The organism is Actinomyces sp. ICM47, from assembly GCF_905369875.1.
Lineage (GTDB): Bacteria > Actinomycetota > Actinomycetes > Actinomycetales > Actinomycetaceae > Pauljensenia.
The window spans coordinates 13,341-30,808 of record NZ_CAJPJE010000010.1; the positions used below are offsets into that span (position 1 = coordinate 13,341).

The following is a 17,468-nucleotide window of genomic DNA, read 5'->3' on the forward strand; positions in this document are numbered from 1 at the left end:
CCGTGGACGCACCCGCTGTCCCCAACCTGACGGCACCGCGCCCCACGCCTGCGGGCAGGCGAAATCTCACGACCCTGCCCAAAGCTCACCTGCACCTGCACTTCACGGGAGCCATGCGCCCCGCCACCATGGTCGACATGGCGCGCGCCCAGGGTGTGCGCCTGCCCCCGCACCTGCTGCACATCGATGCCGCATCCATGCCAACCGACGGGCGCGGATGGTTCCGTTTCCAGCGCGCCTACGACTCCGCGCGCCACCTCGTGCGCTCCGAAGCCGCAATGCGCCGCCTCATCCGCGAGGCCGCCGAGGACGACGCTGCCGAAGGATCCGTGCGCATGGAAATCCAGGCCGACCCGACCAGCTACGCGCCCTACGTTGGCGGCATCACCCCGGCCCTCGAAATTATCATCGACGAGGCGCGCTCGGCCTCGCGCGACACCGGCGTCGATATCGGCGTCATCGTCGCCGCATCGCGCATGAAGCACCCGTTGGACGCGCGCACTCTCGCACGCCTGGCAGCGTCATTCGCGGGCGACGGCCCCGGCGAGGTCGTGGGTTTTGGCCTGTCGAACGACGAGCGCGTGGGGTCGACGGCTTCGTTTGGTCCCGCGTTCCGCATCGCGCGCCGCGCCGGTCTCGTGGGCGTCCCACACGGCGGCGAGCTCCTGGGGCCGTCCTCCGTGCGCGAGGTCGTGTCCACGTTGGCCCCCGCGCGCCTCGGGCACGGGGTGCGCACCAGCGAGGACCCTGCGTTGCTGCGTGCCGTCGTGGATGCGGGCATTGCCCTGGAGGTATGCCCCACGTCGAACGTGCACCTGGGCGTGTACACGGATTTTTCGCAGATGCCGCTGCCGACGCTGCTGTCGGCCGGGGCTCGCATTGCCCTGGCTGCCGACGACCCACTGCTCTTCCGCTCGCGCCTGGTCGCCCAGTACGAGGTCGCGCGCGATGTGTTCGGTCTGTCCGACGAGGCCCTGGCATCGTTGGCGCGGTCTTCTATCGACGCGTCGCTGGCCTCGGCCTCGCGCAAGGCGGCGTGGAAGGCCGACATCGACGCGTGGTTGGCGACGGAGCCAGCGGCGTAGCACTGTCGCGGGGTGGCTGCGCTCAAAGTGCAGACCACCTCGACAAAAACGCCACAAAACAGGCATTTTGACCGAGGTGGTCTGCACTTTGGGCAAATTGCCGGTGAGGGCCATCCTCACCGGCACGCAGCATCGACTGCCGACACCACCTCAGCGGCCGACAGCTCGCACACGGATAGGTTATGAGCACGCGGATAGGTTATTAAGCTATCCGCAAGCGAATAACCTATCCGCGTGGCGGCAACCTATCCATATAGCGGCAACCAACCCACGGAACGGATCCACGAGCACAGGCTGCAGAGCCAACGCAGGCAACATCGAGGCCGCATGGCAATCCAGGAAGGGCCAAGCAACACGCAGATCCGGGCACCACATCAACACGCGCAGATTCTTCTCAACACCGCGAGGTTCTTGCCATAGTTCCCCACAGCCTCGCGCATAATTCCCCCACACCACTCAGCTAACACTTCATCCGTAAGCATCTGTGTCTACAATGCTTTCATGGTTGCCAATGTAGTTTTCCTCATCCTCGGTGCAGTTATCGGCATCGCTCTCGGCTATTTTTTTGCAACGTCGCGCAAGACCGTTACACCTGAAACAAACAACAGCGAGCTCATCACCCTCCGGCAGGATGCCGCCTCGTCACGGACACAAGTCGACGAGCTGACTCACCGCCTCGAAGATGCGGAGCACAGAGCAGCTGGACTCATTCAGTTCCAGACCCAAGCAGCAGCGGCACAGGCGCGGGCACAGCAACTGGAAGTCCAGCTTTCTAAGATGGAGTCGAGCGCGAAACAGAACTCCGATGTCTTAGAGATTCTGACACCCATTCGCCAACAGCTTGAGCAGATGCATGATCGAGTCGACTCGATGGAGCGACAGCGCGCCGAACAACATGGCAAGCTCTCCCAGCAACTTGAGGAAGCAGCGAAACGCGACGACGGCATCGCAACTGCCAACGCCGAACAGACAACGAGCATCATCAAGGCTCTCGTTCCAGTTCGAACCGAACTGGAAGAAATGCAGAAGCGCGTGCGTCTCATGGAACAGCAGCGCTCGGCTGAGCATGCAAATCTCACCGAACAGTTGAAAGCAACCGCTAAACGCGAAACTGAGCTGGCCCTTGCGGCGCAAAAGAGTACTGCTGGCACCGATTCTGTTCTTGGCCTCCTTAAGCCTGTTCAATCTCATCTCGAAAACCTTGGCAAACGCATCGATGAGATGGAACAACAGCGCGCACTTCAACACGGGGTCCTCGACACACGGCTCAAGCAAGCAGAGCAGCGCGAAGCAGAACTAGTACAGGCAACGAACTCCTTGACGGGAGCGTTGCGTTCACGGAGCGCCCGAGGCACATGGGGCGAAGTCGAGCTCGTCCGAGTTCTCGAAGCTGCAGGGATGTTAAACCATGTAGATTTCGCCCAACAACAGTCCATCGGGACGCTCGTGCAGGGAGGGATACGCCCAACCGGAACAGCCGGTGCCGACAATGACCGTAGCCGTCCCGACGTCACGATTTTCCTCCCAGGAGGTGGCTTCCTCGCAGTCGACTCGAAGACGCCAATGGATGCTTATCTTCGCGCTACAGATGTCGATGGCGTCGGGGAACAAGCTGATTCTGCGCGCAGATCATTCCTTGTCCAACACGCCAAAGCTCTCCGCAGTCACATCGACGATCTGCACAACCGTGACTATGCGGCAGCACTCGGCTCATCACCGGAGATCGTTGTGCTCTTTGTTCCGTCGGAAGCTGCTCTTTCCGCAGCATTAGAAAGCGATTCCTCACTCCTCGAGTACGCATTCCGCCAGGGAATAGCCCTAGCTTCACCCGTCACGCTCCTCGCTCTAGCCAGGACATGCGCGACCGCTTGGGCAAGGACAGCCATCAACGAGCAAGCTCACGAAGTGATCGAGTTTGGGAGCACACTGTACAAGCGCCTCGGGATCCTCGCGGAACACATCGACAAGCTTGGGAAGAACATCCAGAAGAGCGTTCAACTATACAATGGGGTCGCCAGCTCTCTCGAAAAGCGATTCCTCGTCCAGGCACGCCAAATTACCGCGCTTGCCGATTCATCGGACCGAAAACTAACTGTGACGGCCCTTGAATCCGAGAAGGCAATAGTGCGCCCGTTTTCCTCTCCCGAATTAACATCAACAGATGTTCCTGAGTCAAACTAACGATTGATAGCCCGATAGTGCACACGTGCACTATCATGGAAGCATGAGCCGGTTTCGTCGTGACGATGCACCGTCCCTCGTGCGTGCTGCACGTCAGGACGCGTCCCTCACGCAGGCCGAACTGGCGGGGATGACCGGGATGAGCCAGTCGACCCTCGCGCAGATCGAGTCCGGCAGGCGCGTAGTCTCCGCCGAACTGCTCGAACGCATTCTCCGCGCCGCCGACTACCGTCCTTCCGTGCCGCTCGCCCGTTACGCGTCCTCGATCAGCAGCTACGCCCAGGAACGAGGCCTGGGTTCCCTCCGCGTCTTCGGTTCGGTTGCCCGGGGCACGGACGGATTCGAGTCGGACATTGACCTCATTGGCACGCCCACCCGAGACCTTTCGCTGTTCGAGTTGGCGGACATTGCCTCGTTCACGAGTGAACTCACCGGCTTCCCGACGGAGGTTCACGCAGATACGCACGTACCCGAAGCGCTACGAGCAGCCATTGACGAGGCCGTAGCGCTATGAGTGAGTCTGTTTCCTTCACCCCTCGGCCGCGAGTGACACGGAGGCACGCGCCCAGTTTCGACGCCGATAACTTCCTGCGTGAACTCGACGTCATCGCCCATCGCGTCGAACGGGTTGCCGCTGTCCCCGTCGAGGCCTTCAGCGCCGACTGCCCGGAGTACGACTCCGCTTGCATGGTGATCATCCGGCTAGCCGCGTTCCTCGAGCGAGAGGAGTATGCACCTTACATGGACGCTCTAACCTCCTCCGAGAAGCGCGCCTTGCGAACAACTCGCAACATCGCGGCGCACTCGGGGTACCAAAGCATGGACGACCAGCTCCTGTGGACGGCCGTCACTCGCAACGTGCCCGACATGATCGTGCGTCTGCGCGCCGCAGCCTCACGCGGATAGGAACCGCGCTTACGGATAGGTTATTAAGCTATCCGCAAGCGAATAACCTGTCCGTGTGGTGGCAACCTATCCATATAGCGGCAACCAACCCACGGAACGGATCCGCGAGCGCAAGCCGCAGAGCCAACGCAGGCAACATCAAGGCGGCATGCCGATCCACGGATAAGCCAAGCAACACGCAGATCCGGGCACCACATCAACACGCGCAGATTCTTCTCAACAGCCACAGGGTCCGGCAGAGTCCCCCACAATGTCGCGTGCAATTCTCCCACACTTTTTCAAACTTTGAATCCAAAACGTTGATGTTCTGCGGTTTTCGGGGTGTATTCCAGGACATGACCGGGGAATTGCGTGCGAAACTTATGGAGGTCTCTCCGGTTCGAGTCTGGGCCGGGGAGCGAAACACGTGAATGACGTACGAACTTTGTGGAGACTCCCAGCGGGCTTTACCGGGGCACCAACGCGGTCGCTGGTCGGTCGCCTACAGCAGCATGCGCCCAAAACGCAGACCACCTCGACGAAAACCACCAAAAACAGCCATTATGGCCGAGGTGGTCTGCACTTTGGGACATCGATGAATTCTAGGTGCCAACTGCCCTCATACACCGTCACCCGCACACACTCCACCGCTCCATCTGCCCCAACCGCCACCGTGCACCTGTGTGCTGAGCTGCTATCACCGCTCAGCTGTGGCGCATGAAATGAGTGTGGAGGCCAGGCGGTAGACCTGCGAAACCTTCTTGGTCTCCAGGCTCCAAGTCCTCAGCTCGGCCACGACCAGCTCCGGATGCTTCTTGCTGATGTCCCGCAACGCGTTTCCCACAGACTTGCGGACATATTCGCTTGCATCGCTACGAAGCTTCGACAACCTCGCAATAGCATCGCCCGGATGGTCCCGAAAGTAGGGGCGTCTCGTCCAGATCCTCAAGCCTTCCGTGACGGCCCTGCGCACGTTGGGGCGCGGGTCGCTCAGCCACTCGTCGATGACGGGAAGCGCCGCCTCGTAGCCCCTGACAGCACAGAAATCGTCGAAGGCCTTCGCGAGGACCTCTTGTACTCTCCAATTGGAGTCCGCGGATACATCGTCCCGAAGAAAAGAGAGAACATCCGACTCCTGCGATAGATGCCCCAGCAGGAAAACCGCGTACATGCGCACCTGGTAGACCTCGGAGCGGTACGCAAGGAATGCCACGCGCCGAGCCTGTTCAGGGTCGAAGGAAGCGTAGTCTGAGCGGGCACGACGCTGCTCGCGCAAGAACCCTCGCTCGATGGCGGAAAACTCTCGTTCGAGGCCCTCCACGTACTCCTTCACGGCCGCCTCCTCCACCCGCTCAGCGCAAGGCGCGCCCGCTACCAGGTGATGCCGACCGTCACCGGCTCGGGAACCAGGGTGACGCCAAACGCATCATAAACACGCTCACGCACCGCGCGGGCCAGTGCCTCGATGTCGGCACCCGTCGCGTTCCCGCGGTTCGTCAGGGCCAGCACGTGCTTGGTGGACAGGGACGCGCGCGGCGGGTCCCCGGCCTCGGGCAGGTGGAAGCCCTTGCCACAGCCCGCGTGGTCGATGAGCCAGGCGGCGCTGGTCTTGACCAGGCCCTCCCCTGCCCTAAAGCGAGGCGCTCCCTCGGGCAGGGCGGCAGCGGACTCGGACAGGATCGGGTTCGTGAAGAATGAACCGGCGCTCCACGTGTCGTGGTCGGCAGGGTCGAGGACCATGCCCTTGCCGCGGCGCAGATCCAGGACAGTGGAGCGGACCAGGGAGGCGTCGGCACGCGACCCGGCCTCGACGCCGAGGCGGCGAGCCAGCTCGGAATACATGACGGGGGCGCTCAACGGCGAGCGCTCAAGGCGGAAGTCCACGGAGAGGACCACCCAGCGGCCGGTCGGACCCCACGGGCGGTCGTGCAGGCCGAGCTGACCGACGCTGCGCTTGATCGCGGAGGAACGGTACGCGAAGCCCAGCTCCGCGGGTACCAGGCGCACGACGTCACCCGTCAGGCGGTCGTAGGCCTCTACCGAGGAGATAATTTCGGCGACCTCGTGGCCGTAGGCACCCACGTTCTGCACGGGGGACGCGCCGACGGTCCCGGGGATGCCGGAGAGGGCCTCGACGCCGGACAGTCCTTGAGACAGCGTCCAAGAGACGAACTCGTCCCAGACCGTGCCTGCGCCGGCGCGCACGAGCACCGACCCGGAAGGACTCTCATCGATGATGGAGGCGAGCTCCCCGAACGGCTGCACGTCCACGACCGTGCCTTCGAAGGGCGCGTCGGAGGCCAGCAGGTTCGATCCGCCGCCCACGACGAGCAGCGGGCCGCCCGAGGCGTCGGCCGCGCGAACGGCCTCCAGCAGGGAGTCGGTCGTAGAAACGCGCACGTACTCGGCCATGGGCCCACCCACGCGCAGGGTCGTCAGATCAGCAAGGGTCGTCAGATCAGCAAGGGTCGTCAGATCAGCAAGGGTCGTCATGCCCCTAAGCCTAGTCGCACGGCACGCGTTCGGCCTAACCCCGGCAGGCCTCGGCCCCGTGAGCGCCGGGTGGTACGCACCGGCACGAGGCCGTGGTAAGCCTGCGATCCGGCGCACGCAGCGGTGGGCGGACTGAGGCACGAGGCCGTGGCAAGTTTCTCCGTTTTCCGAGCGTTCACCGGAGGGCACGGTGACGAGTTCAGGGAATAGTGATGACGATCTTGCCGCGCACGTGGCCGCCCATCAGCTCGGTGTAGGCGGCACGCACCTGTTCCACGTCGAACGGGTAGGTGCCCGCGATAGCCAGGTTCACCGTGCCGCGGTCAATGAGTCCCGCAACTGTTGCAATGTCAGCGATCTTTCCGTCGCGTCCGCCTGTAAAGCGCGCGCGACGCAGGGCGATCGCGGGAGTTGGAACGAGAGTGCCCACGCGCTCTCCCGGGACGCCGAGGCGGTGGGCCAGTGACGCGTAGCCACCGAAGCAGTCGATAAAGGCTGTGACGGGTGAAGGGGCTGCGTCCCGGATCTGCTGTTCGAGGCTTTCGCCGTAGGACACGGGGATCGCGCCGAGGGAACGCAGGTAGTCGGCGTTCGAGGGACTGGCGATACCGATGACGGTCGCACCTCGGGCGAGTGCGAGCTGTGTGACGAGGCCTCCCACTCCCCCGGCGGCTGCGGCGACCACGATGACGTCGCCCGCCTCGCCCTTCACGCTGCGCATGGCACCCATCGCGGTCTGTGCGGCAACACCCAGGCCTCCGGCGACGTCGAAGCTGACGGAGGCGGGTTTGGGGACAACGTTCGTTGCCGAGGTGAGTACGTCCGTCGCGAGTGCCCCGTATTCCCGAGCGGACCAGGGAGCGGCGCGCAGGAGGCCGATAACCTCGTCGCCCACGCACACGTTGCTCACTGACGGGCCGACGGCGGTCACGACACCGGCGAAGTCCTGTCCGACGCCTCGCAGCGGGCGTTCCTTGCCGCGAGCGAACCATCGGCTGGGGTGAACGATGGTGCGGATGACTTCGAGGGGCCTCGTCAATCCGCCGAAGAGCTTGTAGTCGACGGGGTTGATGCCGGCGGCCCGCACGCTCACGAGCACCTGTCCCTCAGCGGGTGCGGGGAGCGACACTGAGCCTTCCTCAAGGACCTCGACGCCCCCGAAACGGCGGTATCCGATCATTCGTGCCATGATTTCTTCTCTCTTCGAAGCGACACTGAGCGCCACATCACAGGCGTTCCTGCGCACCAGGATACGCCCGTAGAGTCGCCGAAGGAAGACGCAGGACAAGAGATGGATACGCTGCCTGTCTAGTCGTCCAACGCGATATCCGTGCGCGTCCTGCCGCGCTGGTCCGGCACCTGCCCGGCCAGCACGATCGCGAGGAGGACGGGCAGAGCCACGAATGCGAGCGCCCTGTGGTAGCCGATGTGGTCGGCGATGATACCCAGGAGGGGCGGGCCGATGAGGGCCGCGCCGTAGTTGACGGTGGACAGGACGGAGACGCGCGCGGGCGTCATGACAGGGTCGGTGGACAGTGCGGAGATACCCAGCGGGAAGCCGAGGGATGCCCCGATGCCCCACAGGGCGACGCCCGCAACCGCCAGCGTGTAGTGGGGGGCGAACGCCACGAGCAGCAGGCCGACAACCGCTCCGGAGAAGGTGATGCGCAGCAGCGCGGGTGCCCCCAGGCGCGCTTCGAGGCGCGGGGACGCGAAGCGCACAATCGTCATCATGAGGAGGAAAAACGCGAAGGCCGCGGACGCCGCAGCCGTCGAGAAGCCATAGCCGTCGACCATGGACAGGTTGAGCCAGTCGTTCGCCGCGCCCTCCACGAGGCCGGCGCTCATGACCATGAGGGCGATGAGGACGGTCTGCTTTTCGCGCCACGCGACGCGGGTGAGTCCCCTCGTTGTCTTCGACGAGGCCTCCTCCCCCTCGCCGTTGTCCGTATCCTTCACGGGGGTGATGGAGGCAACTTCCTCCTTGGTCAGGTAGAAGCCGACGGCGGTGCCGCAGGCGATCAGTTCAAGAGCGGCAAGGCCGAAGAGGTGGACGCCTAGGGGTACTCCCAGCTGTGAGGCGAGCGCACCGAGGAGGGCACCGCTGAGCATGCCGACGGCGTACATCGCCTGGATGATGGGGACGACCGTACGGCGCACGGCCGCCTGAACGAGGCCAGCCTCGATATTCATCGTCGCGCCCCACAGGCCGTTGCCTGCGGCAAGCAGGACGAGGCCGAGGGTCGCCAGTGGGATCGACGCGTGAAGCGCTCCCACACCCGCGCACGAGACGCCGATCGCCCAGATTGACACGCCGATGCGTCCCGAGGCTCGAGCGCCGATTGCCGTAACGAGCGGACCGGAAGACGGCAGAGTCACGAGGGAACCGAGCGAGGCGATGAGCAGCATCGTGCCAATCATCGCAGGGGTCAGGCTGAGGGCGTCGCGCACGTCAGGCAGGCGTGAGAGCCAGGCGGAGGTGCCAAAACCGAGGCATGCGCAGACGAAACCGGTGGCACGAAGGGCAGCGTGAGAGCGGGCGTGGGGAACAGACATGCTGGGTAATATACGCTCACGTCACGGCGTATAAAACTGCGCGCGGTCGGATGTTCATCACCCGCCCGCGCGCTGCGTCGCAACGACAACAGGTCAGCCTTCCACGGCCGCCTTAAACCACGTCGTGATGGACGTGGGGTGTGTGATCGCGGTGCCAACGATGACGGCAAATGCACCGGCCTCGATGGCCGCGGCGGCCTGCTCGGGCGTGTGGACGCGGCCCTCGCAGATCACGGGGACGTCCGGGAACGCGGCGACGACCTCGCGCAGCAGTTCCAGGTCGGGTCCGTCAGTCTTGACGCGGTCGCCCGTGTATCCGGCCAGGGTCGTGGACACGATGTCCACTCCAGCGTCGACGGCGCGCTGGGCGTCCTCGAAGGAACCGCAGTCGGCCATGACGAGGGTGCCGTCCTCGCGCAGGGCCTTCACGGTCTCGGCGAAGCTCAGGCCATCGAGGCGCGGGCGGCCCGTCGCGTCCAGGGCGACGATGTCGGAACCGGCCATGACGCAGGCGCGAGCGTGGCGCAGCGACGGCGTGATGTACACGCCCTCGTGGCCTTCCTTCCACAGACCGATGACGGGCACGTCGACGCGGCCCTTGATCGCGGAGATGTCGGACAGGCCCTGGCAGCGAATAGCGGCGGCACCGCCGATCTCGGCGGCGCGCGCGATCTGCGCCATCGTCTCGGGGTGGCGCATGGGTTCGCCCGGGTACGCCTGGACAGAGACGATGAGCTTACCCTTCAGGTGTGCAATGAGCGGGTGCATGTGAACTCCTATGCGTGCAGAAAGAAGGAAACGGCTCCGAGCAACGGCGCGTCGCCGCCGAGGGCACCAACGAGGATGGGAGTATCCGCGACGGGTGTCATCGCGGAGGCCGCGAAGCCTTCGCGCAGGGCGTCCCACCAGATGTCCCCGGAGCGTGTCATGGACCCGGAGAAGATGACGACGGCCGGGTCCACGCAGTTGACTAACGAGGCCGTGGCCTCGCCGAGCGCGTACGCGGAGCGGGAGAAGCAGTCGGCCGCGAGGGTGTTACCGGATTCGGCTAACTCTTGCAGGGCGCGTCCGCCGTCCACCTCGGGGTCGGACTCGCCGCGCAGCGAGTCGTACCAGGCTGTAATCCCCGATCCCGAGCAGAAGGACTCGATGTGACCCTTGCGACCGCACGAGCACGTCATGTCGGGGGCGAAGTGGTGGTGGATGTGGCCGACGTGTCCGGCGATGCCGCGCGAACCGAAGGCGACGCGGCCATCGTCGACGAGGGCACCGCCGAGGCCGGTACCCACGGCGATGGACAGGACGATGCGGTAAGGCTGACCCGCACCGAGCGTGGCTTCGCCCAAACCGTGGGCGTGCACGTCGTTGAGGACGCGCACGCGCAGCCCGGTCGCTGCCTCAAGCTGAGCGCCGAGGCGGGTGCCTCCCCAGCCGGGCATAGTGCCCGTCGCGGAGACAATGTCGCCGGTTGCGGGGTTGACGACGCCGGCGCTGGCGACGGCGACACCGCTCACGGACGGGTGCGAGGCGACCAGGGACGAAGCGAGCTCACAGATGCGCGCCGCCACGTCCGCTCCGCCGCGCATCGCGTCGGTGGGGATCGATCCGCGCTCGGTGACCTCGTACGTGTCACCAGCTTCGACGATGCCCCACCCGACCTTGGTACCACCAATGTCGAGGGCAAGGAGCGTAGTCATGAGGATCCTTACGGTCAGTGGGTAGAAAGAATCGACGAGGCCGGGGAGGGCCACGCCCGAGGGCGCGGCATGTACGGAAGGGGAAGGCCCCGGCCTCGTCGACGTATCAGGAGAGCAGGTCGACCGAGCGCAGCACGGACGCAACGTGCTCCATATTGTCACCCTCGATGGCGGCGACAGGGCGCGGCATCTCGGGCGATTCGAAGACGCCGAGCAGGTACAGGGCGGCCTTGAAGGCACCAACGCCGGCACCGAAGCCCTGAACGCCCTTCACCTGGACGATGCGCATGAGGTCCGCGAGGCGGTCCTGCTCGGTGCGCACGGCCTCCCAGTCGCGGCGCTCGTAGGCCTGCCACTGACGCACGTAGCCCTCGGGGTCCACGTTGGCCAGGCCGGGCACACTGCCGTCCGCACCCGACATGTAGGCACCGTCGACGACGACCTCGTGGCCGGTGAGAAGCTGGAGCGGGTGGCCGGCAGCCTCGTTCGCGCGGCACAGCCAGCGGAAGGACACGTCATCTCCGGAGGAGTCCTTGACACCGTCGATGATGCCGTCACGACCCAGGCGCATGAGCAGGTCGGGCGACAGCTTCGTGTGCACGCACACGGGGATGTCGTAGGCCCAGATCTCCAGGTCGGTGTTCTCCTTGAGGATGCGGAAGTGCTTCTCGACCTCGGTTTCGCCGCCCAGGGCGTAGAACGGGGCGGTCGCGACGACGCCGGTGGCACCGCCGATCTCTTCCACGACCTTGATGTTTTCCAGGACGCGCTCGGTCTCGGTGTCGATGACGCCGACCAGGAGCGGGATACGGCCGTCGACGATGCGCACGGCTTCACGCTGGATCTGTGCACGACGCTCGGTCGTCGAGAAGGCGACCTCACCGGTAGAGCCGGAGACGAACAGGCCGTCGAGGCCAGCCTCGATCATGCGGTTGATGTGGCGTTCGAGCGAAGGGACGTCGAGTTCGCCGTCCTTGAGCGGGACGGCCAGGGGCGGGACAACGCCACGGATTGTCGAAGACATACTTAGTTTTCTCCTTCGAGGGTGGGGTGCAGGAGCGAGGGCGCGGCGCCCAGGAGCTTGCGGGTGTAGGGGTCCTTGGGGTCGGCGAGCAGCTGTGCTGCCGGCCCTTCTTCGACGACCTTGCCGCCGTTCATCACGGCGATCCGGTCAGAGACGTATCGCACGGTCTGGATGTCGTGCGAGATGAAGACCATCGCCAGACCCAGGTCCCTCTTGAGGTCCGTGAGCAGGTTCAGGATCTGTGCGCGCACCGACACGTCGAGCGCGGAGGTGGGCTCGTCCGCGATGATCGCATCGGGGCCGATGGACAAGGCGCGGGCGATGGCGACGCGCTGGCGCTGGCCGCCCGAGAGCTGTCCGGGGAGCGCGTCGAGGGCGCTGGAGGGCAGGCCAACCAGCGAGATTAGCTCTTTCACGCGCTTGGCTCGCGAGGCCTCGTCCCCAATGCCGTGCACCCGCAGCGGGTCAGCGAGCTGATCCGCGACGTGCATACGGGGGTTGAGGGCGGTCGCCGGGTCCTGGAAGACCACGGAGACGACACGTCCGATGCGGCGACGCGCGTCGGCACCACGCTTCGTGACTTCCTCGCCGTTAAAGAACACCTGGCCCTTCGTCGGCATCTGCAGGCCACACATGACGTTCGCGGTCGTGGACTTGCCACAGCCGGACTCGCCGACGATTCCGAGCGTCTGCCCGCGCTCAATGCGCATGTTGACGCCACGCACCGCGTAGACCTTGTTGGGCTTGAACAGGGAGCCGGTACGCGAGGTGAAGGTCACCTCAACGTCCTTCAGCTCGATGATCGGAGTGGTGTCGCTCATCGGGTTTCCTCCTTCCCGGTGGTTTCCTGCGTGGCGGCCTCATCACGGGATGGCAAAGCCGCGTACACGTGCTCGGGACCGACCTCGGTGAGGACCGGACGGATGTCCAGGCCGTAATCGGGGTGCGAGGACCTGAGGGCGAAGCGGTCGCCGACCGGGAAGTCACGAGGCGAGGGCACCGTGCCGGGGACCTGGTGCAGTCGCCCGGAGCCGGCCTCGATGGACAGGACCGCGCCCAGCAGGCCGCGCGTGTACTCGTGGGTGGGGTGCGTGAGCAGTTCCTTCGTGGGGGCCTGCTCGATGACCTGACCGGCGTACATGACCGTGATGTGGTGGGCCACCTCGGCGACGAGCGCCAGGTCGTGGGACACGAAGATCATGGCGAAGCCGAGCTTCTCACGCAGCTCGTTGAGCAGTGCGATGACCTGCTTCTGGACGGTGACGTCCAGGGCGGTGGTCGGCTCGTCGGCGATGATGAGCTTCGGGTCGCGCGTCAGGGCCATAGCAATCAGGACGCGCTGGCGCTGGCCGCCCGACAGTTCGTGCGGGTAGGACTCGAGCGTACGCTTGGGATCCAGGCCCACCAGCTCGAGGAGTTCCTCGGCGCTGCGCGTGCCACCGCGGCTGGTCAGCTGCTTCATCTGAGCCCGAATCAGCATGGCGGGGTTCAGGGACGACAGGGCGTCCTGGTAGATCATCGCCATCTCATGACCGAGCAGCGCGCGGCGCTCCTCGGCGGACTTCTCCAGTAGGTTCTCGCCCTCGTAGAGGATTTCGCCCGTGATCTGCGCCTTGGGGTCGATGAGACCCATGATGGTCAGGGCCGTGATCGACTTGCCGCAGCCGGACTCACCGACGAGGCCCATGGTCTCGCCCGGGCGCACCTTGAAGGAGACGTGGTCGACGACGTTGACGTCGCCGTGGCGCTCGAACTTGATGCACAGGTCCTTGACTTCCAGCAGCGGCGTTGCCTCGAAGGACGCCTCGAAGCGGTCGGTGCGCTTTTCTTCAACGGCCTCAAGGTCGTCCAGGCGAGCCTGGAGGGACTCGGCCTGCTCGGCGTAGGCACGGCGCGGGTCGAGGAGGAGCTTGTCGGCCTCGCGGTCGGAATCCTTATCGACCTGGGCGACCGCAGCCGAAGCGGGCGCGGCGACCATGGCGTCAGTGATGCCCTCGGAGAGGATATTCAGGCACAGGACCGTGATCATGATGAACAGGCCGGAGAAGAAGGCCGTCCACCACTTACCCAGGAGGACCGACAGGTTCGACGAGGCCTCGGACAGGACGTTGCCCCACGTGGCCACCGTGGTCGCCTGGAGGCCCGACCCGATGAAGGTCAGGGAGGCCTCGAGAATGATCGCGTCGGCGACAAGGACGGTCGCGAAGACCAGGACCGGGGCTGCCGTGTTGCGCATGACGTGCTTGACCAGGATCCACGGGGCGCGGGCACCCGAGACGATCACGGCACGGACGTAGTCCTCACCGTAGGCGGCCATGACGTTCGCGCGGACGATGCGCGACAGCTGCGGAATGTAGACGAAGGCGATCGAGCAGATAATGACGACCACCAGGCCCCACGTGTTACCCGACTTGGACAGCGTGCGGCCGAAGACCAAGACGGAGACGGCCGCCATAGCGATACCGGGCACCGCCATGATGATGTCCATGAGACGCATGATGGCTTCGGAGAAGCTCTTGCGGACGACCGCCGCAACCGAGCCGATGATCGCGCCGAAGAACAGTGCGATCAGGGTCGAGCACAGGCCGATCAGCAGGGAGAAACGACCGCCGTACAGAACGCGAGCGAAGATGTCACGGCCGACGTGATCAGTTCCGAACAGGTGCTCGCCGGAGGGGGCACTCCACTTGTCGAAGATCTGGTCGGGGCCATAGGGGGAAACGAAGGGCGAGAGGACCGACATGAGCACGACGAGGGCAAGGATGCCCATCGCGATCTTCGATCCCAGGGACATCGCGCCGATGCGCGAGAAGCGCGCGCTCGTCGCGGTGACCTTGTTGAGCTTTTCTTTCTGGTTCATGCCTCACACCGACCTAATACGCGGATTGATGAGCAGGTAGAGCATGTCGACGATGATGTTGACGACGATGAAGGCGATCGCGACGACGAGCGCGCCGCCCTGCACCAGCGTCACCCAGTTTTCCTGAATGCCCTTGAGCAGGACTGCCTTACCCATGCCATCGACGGAGAAGATGATTTCAATGACGACGGCACCACCCATCAGGTAGCCGATGCGCAGGCCAAGGACGGTCACGGGGGTGATGAGCGCGTTGCGCAGGACGTTGCGGGCCACGACGATGCGCTTGGGGATGCCCGCGCCGATGGCGGTGCGGACGTAATCGCGGTCCAGTTCCTCCACCATCGAGGTACGTACAACGCGCGTCATCTGACCGATGACGGGGACGGCGAGGGCAATGGCGGGAAGCAGCATACGCAGGAACCAGCCGCCCGGATCAACGGTAAACGCGGGCAGAGGGCCGGACACGGGGAGCTTGCCGACGAATCCGAGGACCAGCAGCGCTGCCAGCCAGAAGGACGGGGTACCGATGCCGATCACCGAGAAGATGCGGATGACCTGGTCGGGCCAGCGATCACGGTACAGGGCGGCGAGGACGCCGAGGGGGAAGGAGATAAGGACGGCAAAGAGCAGACCGAGGAAGGTCAGCTGCAGGGTGATCGGGAGCGCCTTCGCGACCAGATCAGTCACGTGGTTAGACGTGCCCACACCGTAGGTGCCGAGGTCGCCGTGGAGCATGTTCCACAGGTAGCGGCCGTACTGAACGAGGAAGGGGTCGTTGAGACCGTGCTGAACACGGTACTCTTCGAGGGCTTCGGGAGTCGCCGTCTCACCCAGTGCCGAGTAGGCCGGGTCGATAGGAGACAGCGACATGATGAAGAAGACGAGGAAGGACACGCCGACCACCATGATCGGCAGGGCCACTAGTCGTCGTCCGATGAGTCGCAGAAGGTTATTCACTGCTAGACCTCCATTTTCAACGGATTTTGACAATAGGAAAGGAGGGGTGGCGCCCTACTGTGGCGTCTGCCTCAGGGAGGGCGCTCCACCCCTCCTTCCTCATCAGTCCCAGCGGGACTTACTTTGCACTCACACCGAGCAGCTGCAGGCCGGTGGAGGAGATCGCCTGGAATCCCTCCACCCTGGCGGGGTTGGAGCCGGTGATCATGTTGCGGAACACGAGCGGGAAGATGACGGTCTTCTCGGCAAGCAGATCCTGGGCTTCGCCCCACTTGGCCTTGGCATCGTCGCCGTCGAGTTCGCCAGCTTCCGAGATGAGCGTCTGCAGCTGGTTGAAGGACTCGGGGTCAGAGGTCTGCCAGCCGTCACGCCTCTTCGTCCAGACGTTGTCGCCGTTCCACCAGGAGATGATGATGCCGGGGTCGGTGCCGAAGACCGAGGGGTCGCCGGGGGCCAGGACGATGTCGTAGGACGGGTCGTCAACGTCGGTGACGTTGGCGTACATGTCGGAGGAGGCCATCTGCGTGTGGTTGACCTTCACGCCGAGGGCTTCGAAGTCCGACTTGATCTGGGGAACCAGGGCGAGGATCCACGGGTGATCCGTCGTCACCAGGTTGATCTCGAGGTCGGTGACGCCAGCGTCACTCAGGAGCTTGGTGGCGGCGTCCTTGTCGTAGGACAGGTCGGTCGCGGGCTTCTTGTACGCCGGGTTGGCCTCGGGCAGGAAGGAGGTCGCTTCAACGGCCTGTCCTTCCAGTGCGGAGCTGATCAGCTTCTGCTTGTCGACGGCCTTCACGAATGCGCGACGCACCTCGGGCTTGTCGAAGGGTGCTTCCTGCGTGTTGAACATCAGGAAGGGGTTGCCGTAGCCGGGCTTGGACTCGACGTTCCAGCCGGCAGCCTTGAGCTGATCCTGGGCGGACGCGGGGACGGCCTCCATGATGTCGACGGTACCGCCAACGGCGGCGGCCAGACGGGCAGAGTCATCCTTGAGGGACTGCCACTTGAGGGTCGGGGCCTTGGCAGGTTCGTTGCCGTTGTAGTACTCGTTGGGAACCACGGTAACCTCGGTCGCCGTGATGCTCTCATACTTGTAAGGACCGGTACCGACAGGCTTGGCCTTCAGCGCGTCCTCACCCATGGATGCGGGAACAACGCGAACGTTGACGAAACGCTCCTTCAGGTTCGTGAAGGGGTGCTTCAGCGTGATCGTGATGGTCTTGTCGTCCTTGGCTTCGACGGAGTCAACGAAGGTGAAGAACTGACGGTAGATGGACTTCTCGGACGTCGCGCGTTCGTAGGAGGCGACGAAGTCCGCGGCTGTCACGTCGGTGCCGTCGGAGAACTTCGCTCCGTCACGCAGGCTGACCTCGTACTCGGTGTCGGAAACCTTCACGGGGTCACCGGCGGCCAGCGCGGGGCTGACGGAGTAGTCGGCCATATTGAACCGGTACAGGCCCTCGAGGACCTGCCAGTTCGTGCCCATGCCGAGCGCCGAGGTAGTGATCGGCCCGTAGTCGGTGGTCTCGTAGGCAACGCCAGCGGTCAGAGTATCGTTTGTGCCCCCAGCGCTGCCGGTCGATCCGCCACCACCGCACGCGGTCAGGACCAGTGCAGCCGCTGCGGCCAGCGCCGCGCCGGTCGCGAAGTGTTTACGCATTCGCATGCTCTCGCTCCTCATCTTCGAGAAATGGAACGTGCGGACCTTTTTTGTTCCGCTCGCTATACTT

At 64.5% G+C, this 17,468-nt stretch carries 15 protein-coding genes; 4 read left to right on the forward strand and 11 right to left on the reverse strand.

Translation table 11 applies throughout. The features are described from left to right. Window positions 1-2: 2 nt before the first annotated feature. The 4 genes from QZ149_RS03510 to QZ149_RS03525 all read left to right on the forward strand — a co-directional run bounded on the left by QZ149_RS03510 (window position 3) and on the right by QZ149_RS03525 (window position 4,172). The gene (locus QZ149_RS03510; protein WP_291449904.1) at window positions 3-1,085 is read left to right on the forward strand and encodes an adenosine deaminase; all 1,083 of its coding nucleotides are present in this window, start codon (window positions 3-5) and stop codon (window positions 1,083-1,085) included. A gap of 501 nt (window positions 1,086-1,586) precedes the next feature. Then, window positions 1,587-3,266 carry a DNA recombination protein RmuC gene (rmuC, locus tag QZ149_RS03515; RefSeq protein WP_291449905.1) on the forward strand — a complete coding sequence of 560 codons (1,680 nt, stop codon included), beginning with the start codon at window positions 1,587-1,589 and terminating at the stop codon, window positions 3,264-3,266. 43 nt (window positions 3,267-3,309) lie between these two features. Next, window positions 3,310-3,780, forward strand: a complete 471-nt coding sequence (locus QZ149_RS03520; protein WP_291449906.1) for a helix-turn-helix domain-containing protein — start codon at window positions 3,310-3,312, stop codon at window positions 3,778-3,780. Between the two features lie 32 nt (window positions 3,781-3,812). After that, window positions 3,813-4,172, forward strand: a complete 360-nt coding sequence (locus QZ149_RS03525; protein ID WP_291449907.1) for an antitoxin — start codon at window positions 3,813-3,815, stop codon at window positions 4,170-4,172. A gap of 676 nt (window positions 4,173-4,848) precedes the next feature. On the opposite strand, the gene QZ149_RS03530 is transcribed toward QZ149_RS03525, so the two are convergent. The 11 genes from QZ149_RS03530 to QZ149_RS03580 all read right to left on the reverse strand — a co-directional run bounded on the left by QZ149_RS03530 (window position 4,849) and on the right by QZ149_RS03580 (window position 17,404). Further along, entirely contained in the window at window positions 4,849-5,484 is a 636-nt protein-coding gene (locus QZ149_RS03530; protein ID WP_291449908.1) for a DNA alkylation repair protein, read from the reverse strand. 38 nt (window positions 5,485-5,522) lie between these two features. After that, window positions 5,523-6,644 carry a UDP-N-acetylmuramate dehydrogenase gene (locus QZ149_RS03535; protein WP_291449909.1) on the reverse strand — a complete coding sequence of 374 codons (1,122 nt, stop codon included), beginning with the start codon at window positions 6,642-6,644 and terminating at the stop codon, window positions 5,523-5,525. Window positions 6,645-6,843: 199 nt separating this feature from the next. Then, window positions 6,844-7,833, reverse strand: a complete 990-nt coding sequence (locus QZ149_RS03540) for an NADP-dependent oxidoreductase (RefSeq protein ID WP_291449910.1) — start codon at window positions 7,831-7,833, stop codon at window positions 6,844-6,846. 119 nt (window positions 7,834-7,952) lie between these two features. Further along, window positions 7,953-9,200 carry an MFS transporter gene (locus tag QZ149_RS03545; RefSeq protein WP_291449911.1) on the reverse strand — a complete coding sequence of 416 codons (1,248 nt, stop codon included), beginning with the start codon at window positions 9,198-9,200 and terminating at the stop codon, window positions 7,953-7,955. Between the two features lie 93 nt (window positions 9,201-9,293). Next, window positions 9,294-9,968 (reverse strand): N-acetylmannosamine-6-phosphate 2-epimerase, encoded by a 675-nt coding sequence (locus tag QZ149_RS03550; RefSeq protein ID WP_291449912.1) that lies wholly within the window; start codon window positions 9,966-9,968, stop codon window positions 9,294-9,296. Between the two features lie 8 nt (window positions 9,969-9,976). After that, a complete protein-coding gene (locus tag QZ149_RS03555) occupies window positions 9,977-10,897 on the reverse strand; it encodes an ROK family protein (protein ID WP_291449913.1) in 921 nt (306 codons plus the stop codon). Between the two features lie 106 nt (window positions 10,898-11,003). Continuing rightward, window positions 11,004-11,921 carry a dihydrodipicolinate synthase family protein gene (locus tag QZ149_RS03560; protein WP_291449914.1) on the reverse strand — a complete coding sequence of 306 codons (918 nt, stop codon included), beginning with the start codon at window positions 11,919-11,921 and terminating at the stop codon, window positions 11,004-11,006. A gap of 2 nt (window positions 11,922-11,923) precedes the next feature. Continuing rightward, the gene (locus QZ149_RS03565) at window positions 11,924-12,742 is read right to left on the reverse strand and encodes an ABC transporter ATP-binding protein (protein ID WP_291449915.1); all 819 of its coding nucleotides are present in this window, start codon (window positions 12,740-12,742) and stop codon (window positions 11,924-11,926) included. Further along, window positions 12,739-14,781, reverse strand: coding sequence for a dipeptide/oligopeptide/nickel ABC transporter permease/ATP-binding protein (locus QZ149_RS03570; protein WP_291449916.1), 2,043 nt, complete (start codon window positions 14,779-14,781; stop codon window positions 12,739-12,741). The genes QZ149_RS03565 and QZ149_RS03570 overlap by 4 nt, the downstream gene beginning before the upstream one ends. Window positions 14,782-14,784: 3 nt before the next feature. Further along, window positions 14,785-15,738, reverse strand: a complete 954-nt coding sequence (locus QZ149_RS03575; protein WP_009649241.1) for an ABC transporter permease — start codon at window positions 15,736-15,738, stop codon at window positions 14,785-14,787. A 118-nt stretch (window positions 15,739-15,856) separates the two neighbouring features. Then, a complete protein-coding gene (locus QZ149_RS03580) occupies window positions 15,857-17,404 on the reverse strand; it encodes an ABC transporter substrate-binding protein (RefSeq protein WP_291449917.1) in 1,548 nt (515 codons plus the stop codon). Window positions 17,405-17,468: the final 64 nt, after the last annotated feature.